Here is a 13,624-nt window from a genome sequence, read left to right on the forward strand (position 1 = left end):
CCCGGGCGCCCCCCGGGGGGGGCGCCCCCCCCCCCCCTCTTTTTTTGGGGGGGCCCGCGGGGGGGGGGGCGCCCCCCGGGGGCGGGGGGGGGGGGGGGGGGGCCCCGGGGGCCCCGCGGCGGACCGTGACGCGTTGCGGAAAGGTCGTGGTGGGAAAAACCACTCGTCAGGCGAGTTGCACTAGCTCCAAGTAATCAGCCGACCAGTGGTCCTCGGTCCCGTCGGGCAACAGGATCACCCGTTCCGGCTCGAGTGCTTCCACGGCTCCTGGATCGTGCGTGACCAGGACCACCGCTCCGGTGAAACTGCGCAGCGCGTCGAGGACCTGCTCGCGGCTCGCGGGGTCCAGGTTGTTCGTCGGCTCGTCCAGCAGCAGCACGTTCGCGGCGCTGGAGACGAGGCCCGCCAACGCCAACCGCGTCTTCTCGCCACCGGAGAGGGTGCCCGCGGGCTGCTCCAGCTGTTCGCCGCGGAACAGGAACGCGCCGAGCAGGGTGCGCAGCTGCTGTTCCGGGGTGTCCGGGGCGGCGCTGCGGATGTTCGCCCACACGCTCGCGTCGTGGTCGAGGGTCTCGTGCTCCTGCGCGTAGTAGCCGACGCGCAGGCCGTGCCCGGGTTCCATGGCACCCGCGTCCGGTTCCTCCATGCCGCCGAGCAGCCGCAGCAGCGTGGTCTTGCCCGCGCCGTTGAGACCGAGGACCACGACCTTCGCCCCGCGGTCCACCGCCAGGTCCACGCCGCTGAAGATCTCCAGCGAGCCGTAGGACTTCGACAACCCGCTCGCGGTGAGCGGGACGCGCCCGCAGGGCGCCGGGTCGGGGAAGCGGATCTTGGCGACCTTGTCGTCGACCTTCTCCTCTTCCAGGTCGTTGACGAGCTTCTCCGCGCGGCGGGCCATGTTCTGCGCGGCGACGGCCTTGGTCGCCTTGGCGCGCATCTTGTCGGCCTGCGCCATCAGCGTGGAGGCCTTCTTCTCGGCGTTGGCGCGTTCGCGGCGGCGGCGCTTCTCATCGGCGGCCCGCGCCTCCTGGTAGCGCTTCCAGTCCATGTTGTAGACGTCGGCCTCGCCGCGGACCGCGTCGAGGAACCACACCTTGTTCACCACGTCGGCCAGCAGGTCCACGTCGTGGCTGATCACCACGAGCCCGCCGTCGTGCGAGCGGAGGAATTCGCGCAGCCAGTTGATCGAGTCCGCGTCGAGGTGGTTCGTCGGCTCGTCCAGCAGCAGGGTCGTCGCCGAACGGCCGCCGGGCCCCGCCTCGGAGGCGGCGAACAGGATGCGGGCGAGCTCGACGCGCCTGCGCTGACCACCGGAGAGGGTGCGCAGCGGCTGGGACAGGATGCGGTCCGCCAGCCCGAGGTTCGAGCAGATCCGCCCGGCCTCGCTCTCGGCCGCGTAGCCCCCGCGGGCGCCGAAGCGCTCCTCCAGCTTGCCGTAGCGGTTGATCGCCTTGTCCCGCTTCCGGTCGTCGGCGAACTCGGCCATCTCGGTCTGCGCCTTCTCCATGTCGCGCAGCAGCTGGTCGAGGCCGCGGGCGGAGAGCACCCGGTCCTTCGCGGTCACCGACAGGTCGCCCTCGCGGGGGTCCTGCGGGAGGTAGCCGAGTTCGCCGCGTCGGACGAGCTCCCCGGCGTAGGGCTCGCCCTCACCGGCGAGCACCCGCAGCGTCGTCGTCTTGCCCGCGCCGTTGCGGCCGACCAGGCCGATCCGGTCGCCCGGCTGGACGCGCAACGTGGCGCCGGAGAGCAGGATGCGCGAACCCGCGCGCAGTTCTAGGCCCGAGGCAGAGATCAAGGAAGGCTCCGAAGACGTAGTGGTCGAGCGAGATCACGGGGACGCCCGCCGCAGGCCGGTCCGGTCACTGGGTTCGACGGGCCGAGGGCACCGCGGCTAATCGGCGGAGACCGTCGTGCGCGGCCCCCGCAGGCGGAGCTCCGCCGCGCACCTGTTCGTCGCGCGCTTGCTCACCACGTGCCCAGTGTAGCGGCCGGTCCCGCGGCTCCGGCGCGCACTCCGCACCCCGGCGACGGGACGCGACCGGCCGGTCACGGTTCGCGGACGTGGACCTCGACGGCGGTGGCGCGTTCGGCGGCGTCGTCGAGGATGGAACGTCGTGGTTCCGGGACGTCGAGCACCCGCGGTTCCGCGGTGGCCAGGAACTCCCGCAGCCGCGGTTCGGCGCGCAGCGCCTCCAGCGCCCGCCGGTCACCGCCGAGCACCAGCGCGTCCAGCCGGTCGCGCTCCGGCAGCAGCACCCGCGCCACGTCGGCCGCGCCCGACTCCAGCGAGCGCCGGGCCTGGCCCTCGCGGCGGCGGGCGAAGCGCTGCTGGGACTGGCCGCCCGCCTTGTTCCGGCCGTGCACCAGGTGCCGGTCGGTGTGGGAGACCTCGACGGTGCCGCCGCGGGCGATGCCGACGCTGTGCGCGCCGAGGCGCACCAGCACCAACCCGATCCGTCGCGGCGTGCGCGCGTGCTCCACCAGCGGTCGCACCGCGAGGCCGGGGCGTTCGCCGTGCGGCCCCGGCCGGTCCGCGAACGCGACCGCGACCCGCGCGGTGGCGCCCTCGGCGGCGGTGACCACGACCTCGCGCGGGGCGAGCTCGGTGCGCTCCGCCCCGCCGTGGCGGGTGGCGAAGCGCTCGAACCAGCCGGCCAGCCGTTCCGGCGGCACCGCCGCCGCCCGGCCGCCCCCGGCGAGTTCCCTGCTGCGCATGCCCCCATCCCAGCACGCGCGGGCTTCCCGGCGCGAGGACGTTCGGCGCAGCCGGGGGCTCCGCTCGCCCGAGCCACCGCTGCGGCGATCGGCAGCCCGTTGACGTGCACCGACCCGAGTGCGGATGATCTGGATCACATCGATCGGGAGGTGCGCCGGGATGACCGCTCCCCCTTCCAGCGCGCGGCGGGTCGCGTTCGCCGGGCTGATCGGCACCACCATCGAATGGTTCGACTTCTTCATCTACGGCACCGCCGCCGCGCTGGTGTTCAACCGGTTGTTCTTCCCCGAGTTCGAACCGCTGCTCGGCACCCTCGCCTCGTTCGCGACCTTCGCCGTCGGGTTCGTCGCGCGGCCGCTGGGCGGGGTGCTGTTCGCGCACCACGGGGACCGGCACGGGCGGAAACCGGTGCTGGTCGCGTCGCTGCTGCTGATGGGCGTGGCGACGGTGCTGATCGGGGTGCTGCCGACCTACGGGACCATCGGCGTCGCCGCTCCGCTGCTGCTGGCGGTGCTGCGGTTCGCGCAGGGCATCGGCGTCGGCGGCGAGTGGGGCGGGGCCGCGCTGATGGCGGTGGAGCACGCGCCGCCGCACCGGCGCGGCTTCTACGGCAGCTGGCCGCAGATCGGGGTGCCCGCCGGGCTGCTGCTGGGCAACCTCGTGTTCGCCGCGCTGTCCGCCGGGCTCGACGAGGCCGCGTTCCTGACCTGGGGCTGGCGGGTTCCGTTCCTGTGCAGCGGGGTGCTGATCGGCGTCGGCCTGCTCATCCGGCTGCGGATCAGCGAGAGCCCCGTGTTCCAGCAGGCCGCCCGCGAGCAGCCGCGGACCCGGGCACCGGTGCTCGACGTGCTGCGCGAGCACCCGCGGACCGTGGCGCTGGCCGCGGGCTCGTTCCTCGCCACCAACGCCACCTTCTACGTGGGCACCACCTGGATCGTGGCGTACGCGACGAGTTCGCTGGGCTACGAGCGCACCACCGTCCTCGGCGCCAACGCGCTGCTGAGCTTCGCCGACATCCCGCTGATGCTGGCGTTCGGGCTGCTCTCCGACCGCATCGGGCGGCGCGGGATGTCGATGGCGGGCATGGCGGGGCTGGCGGTGTTCGCGGTGCCGTACTTCCTGCTCGTCGACAGCGGCTCGATCGGCCTGTTCCTGCTGGGCGGCGTAGTGGTGCAGCTGTGCCGGACCGCGGTGTACGGGCCGCAGTCGGCGTACTTCGCGGAGCTGTTCAGCACCCGGTTCCGCTACAGCGGCGCGTCGCTGGCCTACCAGCTGGCGGCGATCTTCGGCGGCGGGCTGGCGCCGATGATCTGCACCGCGCTGTACGGGTGGACCGGCTCGTCGATGGCGATCGCCGGGTACGTGATCGCGGTGTGCCTGATCTCGCTGGGTTCCGGCTACCTGCTCACCGAGACCTACCGGCGCACCCTCACCGAGGCACCGCCGACCGGCTGAGCACCGGTAGCTCCACTCCCCTGCGCCGGGACCCCGCGCGGCGGGAACGGGGATCCCTCAGATGGAGATCTCCGAGAACAGCCGGGTGGTCCTGCCGGAGAGCGCTTCGAGGAGGGACGCGGCCTGGTCGTCGGTCAGCGAGGCCACGAAGTCGATCACCGCGCGGCCACGGGCCCACCGCTCCAGGTCCGCCGCGCCGAGCTCGTGGCCGCCGGTCGACAGCGCGATCGGATCGCTCCCGCGCAGCTCCGCGAACTCCGCGCGGGCCCGTTCGAACAGGTCCCGCAGCCGGTGCGGCAGCCGCGCGGCCTCGCTGCGGTCGATCAGCCACGAGTCGAGCGCGGTCACCAGCTTCGTCAGCAACCGGTCCTGGCCGCGCTGGTGCAGCGCCAGGTCGGGGCGTTGCAGCACGAAGCGGCGGTGCACGAACTTGAGCACCTGCACCTCGTGCCACTGCTCCGGTGCCAGCGACACGTGCCCGGAGCGCACCGTCGGCGTCCGCTCCACCCGCACGCCCTCCACCAGCCGCCGCGTCCACTCACCGGAGAACACCGCGACCGCCTGCTCGGCCTGTTTGGAGCGGTCGAACGGCGCCTGGAGCAGCTTCGCGACCAGCTCGTCGAGCACCCGCTTCACCGCGTCCGTGAACGCCGCGTCCGAGGCGATCCAGGAGTCCTTCGCGTGCAGCCTGCGCCGCAGCCGCTCCAGCGACCGGCCCGGCAGGTGCTCGGTGCCCGCGAGGTCCGCGTCGCCCAGCTTCGCCAGCTCCACCTGGTGCGCCAGCCATTCGGTGAGCTCGTTGGACACGGTGGTGTGCTGCAGGATGCCGACCCGGTGGAAGTCCTCCAGGTCGTGGATCGCGTAGGCGATGTCGTCGGCGGTGTCCATCACCGAGGCCTCGACGGTCTGCTGCCAGCTCTCGATGCGGCCGCGGAACACCGACCGGCAGTCCCGCATGTCCTCCAGCTCGGTGACGTAGCAGGAGAACTTCGCCGAGCCGGTGCCCGGCGCCTCGTCGGGCTCCGACGCGCCCCGCGGCGGGACCCGCAGGTCGCGCGGGTGCGGCGACGGGCGGTGCCGCCGGGTCCACGGGTACTTCAGCAGCGCGGCGCGCACCGCGGCCGTGAGGTCCAGACCGTCCCCGGCCCCACCCGGGTCGCCGCGCACGTCGATCGAACTCACGATCCGGAAGGACTGCGCGTTGCCCTCGAAACCGTCCACGAGCCCGAAGTCCTGGCGCGCGATCCGGTCCAGCACCGTCTCCCCGAGGTGTCCGAACGGCGGGTGCCCCAGGTCGTGCCCCAGCCCGGCGGCCTCCACCACGTCCAGGTCGCAGCCGCCGAGCTCGTCCATCACCGCCGCCGCGTCCGGATCGGCGCACAACCGCTCGCCGATGGCTCGCGCCACCTGGGCCACCTTCAAGCTGTGCGTGAGCCGGTTGTGCAGCAGCATCCCCGACCCGCTGGGCGTCACGACCTGCGTGACACCGCCGAGGCGGGCGAAGAACGCGGAGCTCGACACCCGGTCCCGGTCGGCCCGGAACGGGCTGGCCGCCAGGTCGGAGGCCGGGCGTCCGGCGCGGACTGCGTCGCTGCGGCGGGAGGTTCGCTCGACCGGAGGTTCGGTTCGCATGCCCGCACGTTACTGCGTGCCTCCCCGCTGCCGGGGAAGCGTTCGGACGGCGCCACCGCGGAACCACCGGAACCCGCGGCGCGTGGTCGAAGCCGCCCCGGCCGAGCGGCGGCACCCGCACCGGTCGTGATCTGATGCCACCGTGGTGGACGTGCTCATCGTGGGGGCGGGGCCGGCCGGACGGGCGGTGGCCGCGGCCTGCGCCGACACCGGACTGGACACGACCGTGGTGGATCCGGCGCCGCGGCGCGGCTGGGGGCACACCTACGGCTCCTGGGTCGACGAACTGCCCGCGTCGGTCCCGCGCGAGGCGCTCGCCGCCGTGACCGGCTCGATGCTGGCCTACGGCACCGCGCGCCACGAACTGGACCGGCCCTACGCCGTGCTGGACAACACCGCGCTGTGGAAGCACCTGTGGCGACCCGACGTGCAGGACGTGACGGGCCGCGTGGTGGGCGCCGAGCACGGCCCGACCGGATCGACGGTGCACCTCAAGGACGGCAGGCGGCTCGCCGCGGCCCTCGTCGTCGACGCCTCCGGCGCGGCGCGGGTGCTCTCCGGCGGCCGCCCGGCGCGGACCGCGGCCCAGCAGTCCGCGGTGGGCGTGGTGCTGGACTCGGCCGCGGCCGAACCGCTGTGCCCGCCGGGGTCCGGGGTGTTCATGGACTGGCGGTCCGCGCCCGACACCCGCGGCGGCTGGCCGACCTTCCTGTACTGCGTGCGGCTCGGCGGCGGCGCGGTGCTGCTGGAGGAGACCTCGCTGGCGCGGCGGCCGTCGCTGCCGCTGGCGCTGCTGCGCCGCCGGCTGCACGGCAGGCTCGCGGCGGCGGGCATCGAGGTGCCCGACGGGGCCGTCGAGGAGCGGGTGCGGTTCCCGGTGGACGACCCGGTGCCGATGCCGGGCCGGGTCGTGGCCTTCGGCGCCTCCGGTGGCCTGGTGCACCCGGCCAGCGGGTTCAGCGTGGCCGCCGCGCTGCGGCAGGCGCCGTGGCTGGCGGGAGCGCTCAGCGCGGGCCTGAGCGCGGGTCCGGCGAAGGCGTCGAAGGCGGCCTGGGCGATCTCCTGGCCGCCGCGCGCGGTCGCGGTGCACGGGCTGCGCAGACGGGCGCTGCGCGCGTTGCTGGCGTTCCCGCCGGAACTGGTGCCCGAGTTCTTCGACGTGTTCTTCTCGCTGCCCGACGCCGACCAGGCCGTGTTCCTCGCGGCGGACCACGACCCCGCCCGGACGGCGGCGGTGATGACGGCGCTGTTCCGCCGCTCCCCCTGGTCCGTCCGGCGTAGGCTCGTGACCGGCGGATTCGGCCCCGGAGGCGGCGAGGCGCAGCACGGCTTCGGCGGTCTCTGAGCGGTACCGCACGCCACGACCCGCACGTCAGGACGCTGTGTCGGTTCCCACAGCGGGTGGGCGAGCTGGGTGCCCGAGGACGGTTCGTCGCGCTAGGTTGGCGTCCGGCAACCCCCCGTCCCCAGACGAGGAGCAGCTGAGATGTCGGTGAACAGGTCGTGAACCCGCTCGATGGAGAGCCATGAGTGCAGGCAGCATCGACCCCGTGCTCGCGCTGGTCAACGAAGTGCGCTTCGCGTTCCAGCCCCTGATCAACGTCAAGACCGGTGCCATCGTGGCGGTGGAGGCCCTCGCCCGGCCCACCGGTGGGGACGTGCACGACCTGTTCCGGGAAGCGGCCCGGCACCGCAGGCTCACCGAGCTCGACGTCGAGCTGGCGCGCAGCGCCGTGACCGCGGCCGCCGACCACGAGACGCTGTTACCGCTGCACCTCAACCTCTTCGGCGGCACCCTCACCCACGACCTGCCCCGCATCGAACGGCTGCGGGAGCGGTTGCACGAGGTGGGCCGCCGCGAGCACGAGGTGACCTTGGAGATCGGCCCGCCGTTCGCCCGCCTCGACCCGGGCCAGCTGGTGGAGGGCGTGCAGGCGCTCAAGGCCGACGGCTTCCAGATCGCGGGGGACGGCGTCGGCGACGGTGACGTGCCGCTGGCGCTCATCGCCGACATGGAACCGGGCATGGTGAAGCTGGACCGGGGCGTGGTGAGCGGCCTGCCGGATTCGGCGGCGCGCCGGGCGGTGCTGGAGGCGGTGCGGCACCTGTGCGAGGCCGCGGACGCCGACCTCGTCGCCGAAGGCGTGGAGAACGACCGGCAGCTCTCGGCGCTGCGGCGCACCGGGGTGCGGCTGGTGCAGGGCAACCTGCTGGCCCCGCCCGCGCGCCGGCCTCCGACCACGATCACCGTCCCGGGGGTGGCCGCCGAGGTCACCGACCCGGCCGGGCAGCCGGTGAACACGCTCGCCGCCGGCCCGCGGGTCACCGAGTTCCTCTCCCCAGCCACGCTGCTGCCGGTGGACGCGACCGCCGACAAGGTGCGCGGCGTGCTCGCCGACCACCCCGAGATCAGCGCGGTGGGGGGGGGGGGGGGGCCCCCCCCCGCGGGGGGGCCCCAAGCAGCGCCACCCGGGCGGCGGGGCCGGCCCCGGCCCGCCGGGCGCGGGGGGGCCGGGGCGGGCCCGGCGCCGGGGGGGGGGGGCGGGCGCCCCCCCCCCCCCCCCGCGGGGGGGGGGCCCCCCCCCCCCCCCCCCCCCCCCCCCCCCCGCCGCAGTACACCATCGATCGCAACCGGTTCCTGCTCGCCGTCACCGGTCCGTACGGGCACGCGCTGCACGCGAAGCGCCCGGCTTCGCGGCTGGCCGACGAACCCCGCGTGGTCACCACCGCGACCACCGCCATCGAGGCGTTGAGCCTGGTCACCCGGTCCGACCAGTACCGGATGTACGATGACGCGATCGTCGTCGACGAGTCCGGCCGCTGCCTGGGCGCGGTGCGGGCCGGGCACCTCATCCGCGGCATGGCGGACCTGAAGGTGGAGGAGGCGGCGGCGCTGAACCCGCTGACCAGACTGCCCGGCAGCGACTCCATCGCCAGGGACGTGGGCAGGCGGATCGCCGCCGGGGACGTGTTCGCGGTGAGCTGGCTGGACATCGACGAGTTCAAGTCGGTCAACGACGGCGCCGGGTTCTCCGCGGGGGACGACCTGATCCGGTCGATCGGGCGGGTGCTGACGGATGCGGCGACCTCGCTGCCGTCGGTGCGCGTCGGGCACGTCGGCGGCGACGACTTCCTGCTGGTCGCCGATCTGGACGACCTGGTACCGCTGTCCGAGCTGCTGCTGGACCCGCCGCGGGAGGCGGGCGGGGTGCCGGTGACGCTGTCGCTGGCGACGCTGGTGTGCACGCAGAGCACCGTGACCGGCTACGACGAGGCGTCCCGGCTGCTGGCGCCGCTGAAGCACCGCGCGAAGGACCTCACCGGGTCGAGCTGGGTGATGTCGCGCCCCGGTTCGGACCACGTGGACGTGCTGCGCGGGAAACCGGCGCCGCAGCCGTTCGCCGTGCCGGACGACCCGGCGGGCGGCATCTTCCCGGCGCACGACCCGGACCGGCGCCGGCCGCAGTCCCGGCTGCGCTGATTCCCGGGCTGCCGACCCCGGCGGCTGATCCCCGGGCTGCCGACCCCGGAACGCGCGGCGGCCCCCGGCTCGGGACCGGAGTCCCGCCGGGGGCCGCGCTGCGAACCGGTTCGGTCCGGGTCAGACGGTGAAGCCGAGCGCGCGCAGCTGCTCGCGCCCCTCCTCGGTGATCTTCTCCGGGCCCCACGGCGGCATCCACACCCAGTTGATGCGGAAGTCGCTGACCAGGCCGCCGCCCGGACCGCCGGTGAGCGCGGAGCGGGCCTGCTCCTCGATCACGTCGGTCAGCGGGCAGGCCGCCGAGGTCAGCGTCATGTCCACCGTGGCGCTGTTGTCCTGCTCCACGCGCACGTCGTAGACGAGGCCGAGGTCGACGACGTTGATCCCCAGTTCGGGGTCCACGACGTCGCGCAGCGCCTCTTCGACGTCTTCGAGCGCGGCGAGTTCCGCGGCCGGAGCCGGGGGCTCCGGGAGGTTCTCGGCGCCGCGCGCCACGTCGGTGGCCTCGCCCGCGGCTGCTTGCTCGTCCTGCACCTGGGTTCGGTCTGTCATGACGCTCCCACTTCGTCGACGACGCGCGAAACGGCGTCCTTGAAAGCCATCCAGCCCAGCAGCGCGCACTTCACGCGCGCCGGGTACTTCGCCACCCCCGCGAAGGCGATGCCGTCCTCCAGGACGTCCTCGTCGGGTTCGACCTGGCCACGACCCTGCATGAGTTCGCTGAACGCGGCCTGCCTGCCCATCGCCTCCTTCACCGACTTGCCGACGACGAGGTCGGTGAGCACGGAGATCGAGGCCTGGCTGATCGAACAGCCCTGCCCCTCGTAGGAGACGTCCTCGACGGTGGCGTCGAGGCCGTTGCCCGCCAGCCGCACCCGCAACGTCACCTCATCCCCGCACACCGGGTTGACCTGCGAGGACTCCGCGTCGAACGGGTCCCGCAGGCCGTGCCCGTGCGGGTTGCGGTAGTGGTCCAGGATGATCTCCTGGTACATCTGTTCGAGCTGCATCACACGTCCTTCAGCCGTTCACCCGACACCGAAGAAACGCTGGGCCTCCCGCACAGCTTCCCCGAGCGCCCGGACCTCGTCCAGATCGTTGTACAGGTAGAAGCTGGCGCGGACCGTCGCGGGCACGCCGAACGCCCGGTGCAGCGGCCACGCGCAGTGGTGACCGACGCGCACCTCGACGCCCTGGCTGTCGAGCACCTGGCCGACGTCGTGCGGGTGCACCCCTTCGACCACGAACGCGACCGTGGCACCGCGGGCCTCGGTGGTGGCGGGGCCGATGATGCGCACCCCGTCGATCGCCGACAGCTCGTCGAGCGCCGCCGCGGCCAGCTTCTTCTCGTGCGCGGCGATGCGTTCCATGCCGACCACCGACAGGTAGTCCACGGCCGCGCCGAGCCCGACGACCTGGGAGGTCATCGGCACGCCCGCCTCGAACCGCTGCGGCGGTTCGGCGAACGTGGCGCGGTCGATGTGCACCATCTCGATCATCGACCCGCCGGTGATGAACGGCGGCATCGCGCGCAGCAGCTCGTGCCGCCCGTAGAGCACGCCGACCCCGGAGGGCCCGAGCATCTTGTGCCCGGAGAACACCGCGAAGTCCACGTCGAGCTCGGCGAAGTCCACCGGCGCGTGCGGCACCGACTGGCACGCGTCGAGCACGACCAGCGCGCCGACCTGGTGCGCCCGCGCCACGACCTCGTCGAGCGGGTTCACCGTGCCGAGCACGTTGGACTGGTGCGCGACGGCGACGACCTTGGCCCGCTCGGTGATCACCGCGGACACGTCGGACAGGTCGAGCCTGCCGTCCTCGGTGACGCCGAACCAGCGCAGCGTCGCCCCCGTGCGGCGGCACAGCTCCTGCCACGGCACGAGGTTCGCGTGGTGCTCCATCTCGCTGACCACGACCTCGTCGCCCGGGCCGAGGCGGAAGCGCTCCGCCTCGGGACCGGACGTCGCGGCGTTGCTCATCGCGTACGCGACCAGGTTGACGCCCTCGGTCGCGTTCTTGGTGAACACGACCTCGTCCACCCCGGCACCCACGAAGCGGGCGATCTTGGCGCGGGCGTCCTCGTAGGCGTCGGTGGCCTCTTCCGCGAGCTGGTGGGCACCGCGGTGCACCGCCGCGTTGGAGGTCTCCACGAAGGCGCGCTCCGCGTCCAGCACCTGGCGGGGGCGCTGCGACGTCGCCCCCGAGTCCAGGTACACCAGGCGCCGGTCGTCGCGGATCGTGCGGCCCAGGATCGGGAAGTCGGAGCGGATCGCCGCGACGTCCAGCGGGCCCGCGGCCGCACCGGCAGTGGTGAGGGGCTGAGCGGTCATGACTGCGCGACGGCCTCCTTCTTGCCGGTGAACCGCACGTAGCCGTTCTTCTCGAGCTCGTCGGCCAGCTCCGGCCCGCCCGACTCGACGACCTTGCCGCCGGCGAACACGTGCACGTGGTCCGGCGTGATGTGGTTCAGGATGCGGGTGTAGTGCGTGATCAGCAGCACGCCCTTGTCGCCCTTGGACGTGTACCGGTTGACGCCCTCGGACACGACCCGCAGCGCGTCGACGTCCAGGCCGGAGTCGGTCTCGTCGAGGATGGCGAACTTCGGGTCCAGCAGGTCCAGCTGCAGGATCTCGTGCCGCTTCTTCTCGCCGCCGGAGAAGCCCTCGTTGACGCTGCGCTCCGCGAACGACGGGTCGATGTCGAGCTCGGTCATCGCCTGCTTGACCTCCTTGACCCAGTGCCGGATCTGCGGGGCCTCACCGCGGACGGCACCGGCGGCGGTGCGCAGGAAGTTCGACATGGACACGCCCGGCACCTCCACCGGGTACTGCATGGCGAGGAACAGGCCGGCGCGGGCGCGCTCGTCCACGCTCATCTCCAGCACGTCCTCGCCGTCGAGCAGGACGGAGCCGGAGTCGATCTGGTACTTGGGGTGCCCGGCGATGGCGTAGGCCAGGGTGGACTTGCCGGAACCGTTCGGGCCCATGATCGCGTGGATCTGGCCGGAGTCGATCGTGAGGTTCACGCCGTTGAGGATCGGCTTGGCGCCTTCCTCGGTGAGGACGGAACCGTGCAGGTCCTTGATCTCCAGGGTGGCCATTGTGCTGTGTTCTCCTGGTACGTGGGGAAAGGGAGTGAGGGGGCGGCGTCAGGCGCCGACGACGGCCAGCTCGGCCTCGATCGCGGCCTCCAGCCGCTCCCGGACCGCGGGCACCGTGATCTTCTGCAGGATCTCGCCGAAGAAGCCGCGGACCACCAGTCGGCGGGCCTGCTCCTTCGGGATGCCGCGGGCCTGCAGGTAGAACAGCTGCTCGTCGTCGAACCGGCCGGTGGCGCTGGCGTGACCGGCGCCTTCGATCTCACCGGTCTCGATCTCCAGGTTCGGCACCGAGTCGGCGCGGGCGCCTTCGGTGAGCACCAGGTTCCGGTTCAGCTCGAAGGTCTCGGTGCCTTCGGCCGCGGCCCGGATCAGCACGTCGCCGATCCACACCGAGTGCGCCGCGTCGCCCTGCAGCGCGCCCTTGTAGAGCACGTTGCTGCGGCAGTTCGGCTGCGCGTGGTCGACCAGCATCCGGTGTTCCAGGTGCTGGCCCGCGTCGGCGAAGTACAGGCCGAGCAGCTCGGCGTCCCCGCCCTTGTCCCCGTAGGTGATCGTGGTGTTGACCCGGACCAGGTCGCCGCCGAGGGTCACCGCCAGGTGCCGGAACACCGCGTCCCGGCCCAGGTAGGCGTGCTCGGAGCTGACCTGGGTCGCGTCGTCGGCCCAGTCGTGCACGGACACGACCGAGAGCCGGGCGGAGTCGTCGGTGATGAACTCGACGTTCTCGCCCAGCACGCCGGAGCCGCGGTAGTCGAGGACGACGACCGCTTCGGCGAACCGCTCGGCGCGGATCTGGATGTGCCCGAACGCCGTCTCGCCCTCGCCGGGGCCGTGCACGACGACGCTGACCGGCTCGGCCGGCTGCACGTCCTTCGGGATGGTGATGACGGTGGCCTGCTCGAAGGAGCTCCAGGCCTGCGCGGCGATCCGGTCGGCGGGCACGCCGCCCTTGCCGAGGCGCTCGTCGTCGCGGCCGACGGTCTCGACCGTGACCTCGGCGCTCGCCTCGACCTCGACGTTCAGCGAGGCGGTCGCCTTCGCGGTGCCGTCGTGCAGCCCCTTGAGCCGCTTGATCGGGGTGAACCGCCAGTCCTCCTCGCGGCCGCCGGGGACCTCGAAGGCCTCGACGTCGTAGGAGGTGAAGCGCTCGCCGCGGGAGGACTGCGGCACGACCGCGCCCCCGTGGCTGTGCTCGGTCAGGCCGTGCTGGGCGTCGGCGGTGTCAGTGGTGCTCGTCATG

12 protein-coding genes are annotated in these 13,624 nt (G+C 73.3%); 4 read left to right on the forward strand and 8 right to left on the reverse strand.

Translation table 11 applies throughout. The features are described from left to right. Nucleotides 1–166 precede the first annotated feature (166 nt). Both LCD35_RS17005 and LCD35_RS17010 read right to left on the reverse strand, forming a co-directional pair. The gene (locus tag LCD35_RS17005) at nt 167–1,795 is read right to left on the reverse strand and encodes an ABC-F family ATP-binding cassette domain-containing protein (protein WP_224957660.1); all 1,629 of its coding nucleotides are present in this window, start codon (nt 1,793–1,795) and stop codon (nt 167–169) included. A 251-nt stretch (nt 1,796–2,046) separates the two neighbouring features. Continuing rightward, nucleotides 2,047–2,715, reverse strand: coding sequence for an acVLRF1 family peptidyl-tRNA hydrolase (locus tag LCD35_RS17010; protein WP_225044450.1), 669 nt, complete (start codon nt 2,713–2,715; stop codon nt 2,047–2,049). 160 nt (nt 2,716–2,875) lie between these two features. Here LCD35_RS17010 and LCD35_RS17015 point away from each other — a divergent pair, with 160 nt between their 5' ends. Next, the gene (locus LCD35_RS17015; protein WP_225044451.1) at nt 2,876–4,171 is read left to right on the forward strand and encodes an MFS transporter; all 1,296 of its coding nucleotides are present in this window, start codon (nt 2,876–2,878) and stop codon (nt 4,169–4,171) included. 57 nt (nt 4,172–4,228) lie between these two features. Here LCD35_RS17015 and LCD35_RS17020 read toward each other — a convergent pair whose 3' ends face one another. Further along, nucleotides 4,229–5,803 (reverse strand): deoxyguanosinetriphosphate triphosphohydrolase family protein, encoded by a 1,575-nt coding sequence (locus tag LCD35_RS17020; RefSeq protein ID WP_225044452.1) that lies wholly within the window; start codon nt 5,801–5,803, stop codon nt 4,229–4,231. Nucleotides 5,804–5,945: 142 nt separating this feature from the next. On the opposite strand from LCD35_RS17020, the gene LCD35_RS17025 reads away from it, so the two are divergent. From LCD35_RS17025 to LCD35_RS17035, 3 genes are all read left to right on the forward strand, one after another. Then, nucleotides 5,946–7,148 carry a lycopene cyclase family protein gene (locus tag LCD35_RS17025; RefSeq protein WP_225044453.1) on the forward strand — a complete coding sequence of 401 codons (1,203 nt, stop codon included), beginning with the start codon at nt 5,946–5,948 and terminating at the stop codon, nt 7,146–7,148. 181 nt (nt 7,149–7,329) lie between these two features. Then, on the forward strand, nt 7,330–8,556 hold the full coding sequence (locus tag LCD35_RS30755) for an EAL domain-containing protein (protein ID WP_374108092.1): 1,227 nt from the start codon (nt 7,330–7,332) through the stop codon (nt 8,554–8,556). Beyond that, a complete protein-coding gene (locus LCD35_RS17035; RefSeq protein ID WP_374108093.1) occupies nt 8,520–9,284 on the forward strand; it encodes a diguanylate cyclase domain-containing protein in 765 nt (254 codons plus the stop codon). Before LCD35_RS30755 ends, LCD35_RS17035 begins: the two co-directional genes overlap by 37 nt. A 120-nt stretch (nt 9,285–9,404) precedes the next feature. Here the strand turns inward: LCD35_RS17035 and LCD35_RS17040 are convergent, their stop codons facing one another. Genes LCD35_RS17040 through sufD form a run of 5 tightly spaced genes read right to left on the reverse strand, consistent with a single transcriptional unit; the run spans nt 9,405 to nt 13,623 of the window. Further along, the gene (locus tag LCD35_RS17040; RefSeq protein WP_224957669.1) at nt 9,405–9,836 is read right to left on the reverse strand and encodes a metal-sulfur cluster assembly factor; all 432 of its coding nucleotides are present in this window, start codon (nt 9,834–9,836) and stop codon (nt 9,405–9,407) included. Further along, on the reverse strand, nt 9,833–10,294 hold the full coding sequence (sufU, locus tag LCD35_RS17045) for a Fe-S cluster assembly sulfur transfer protein SufU (protein WP_224957670.1): 462 nt from the start codon (nt 10,292–10,294) through the stop codon (nt 9,833–9,835). The genes LCD35_RS17040 and sufU overlap by 4 nt, the downstream gene beginning before the upstream one ends. A gap of 18 nt (nt 10,295–10,312) precedes the next feature. Further along, a complete protein-coding gene (locus LCD35_RS17050; RefSeq protein WP_224957671.1) occupies nt 10,313–11,614 on the reverse strand; it encodes a cysteine desulfurase in 1,302 nt (433 codons plus the stop codon). After that, nucleotides 11,611–12,384 carry a Fe-S cluster assembly ATPase SufC gene (gene sufC, locus LCD35_RS17055; protein WP_224957672.1) on the reverse strand — a complete coding sequence of 258 codons (774 nt, stop codon included), beginning with the start codon at nt 12,382–12,384 and terminating at the stop codon, nt 11,611–11,613. Before sufC ends, LCD35_RS17050 begins: the two co-directional genes overlap by 4 nt. A 48-nt stretch (nt 12,385–12,432) precedes the next feature. Beyond that, complete coding sequence (gene sufD, locus LCD35_RS17060) at nt 12,433–13,623, reverse strand: Fe-S cluster assembly protein SufD (protein WP_224957674.1); 1,191 nt, start codon at nt 13,621–13,623, stop codon at nt 12,433–12,435. Nucleotide 13,624: the final 1 nt, after the last annotated feature.

The organism is Saccharopolyspora sp. 6V, from assembly GCF_020176785.1.
Taxonomy (GTDB): Bacteria; Actinomycetota; Actinomycetes; order Mycobacteriales; family Pseudonocardiaceae; genus Saccharopolyspora_C; species Saccharopolyspora_C gregorii.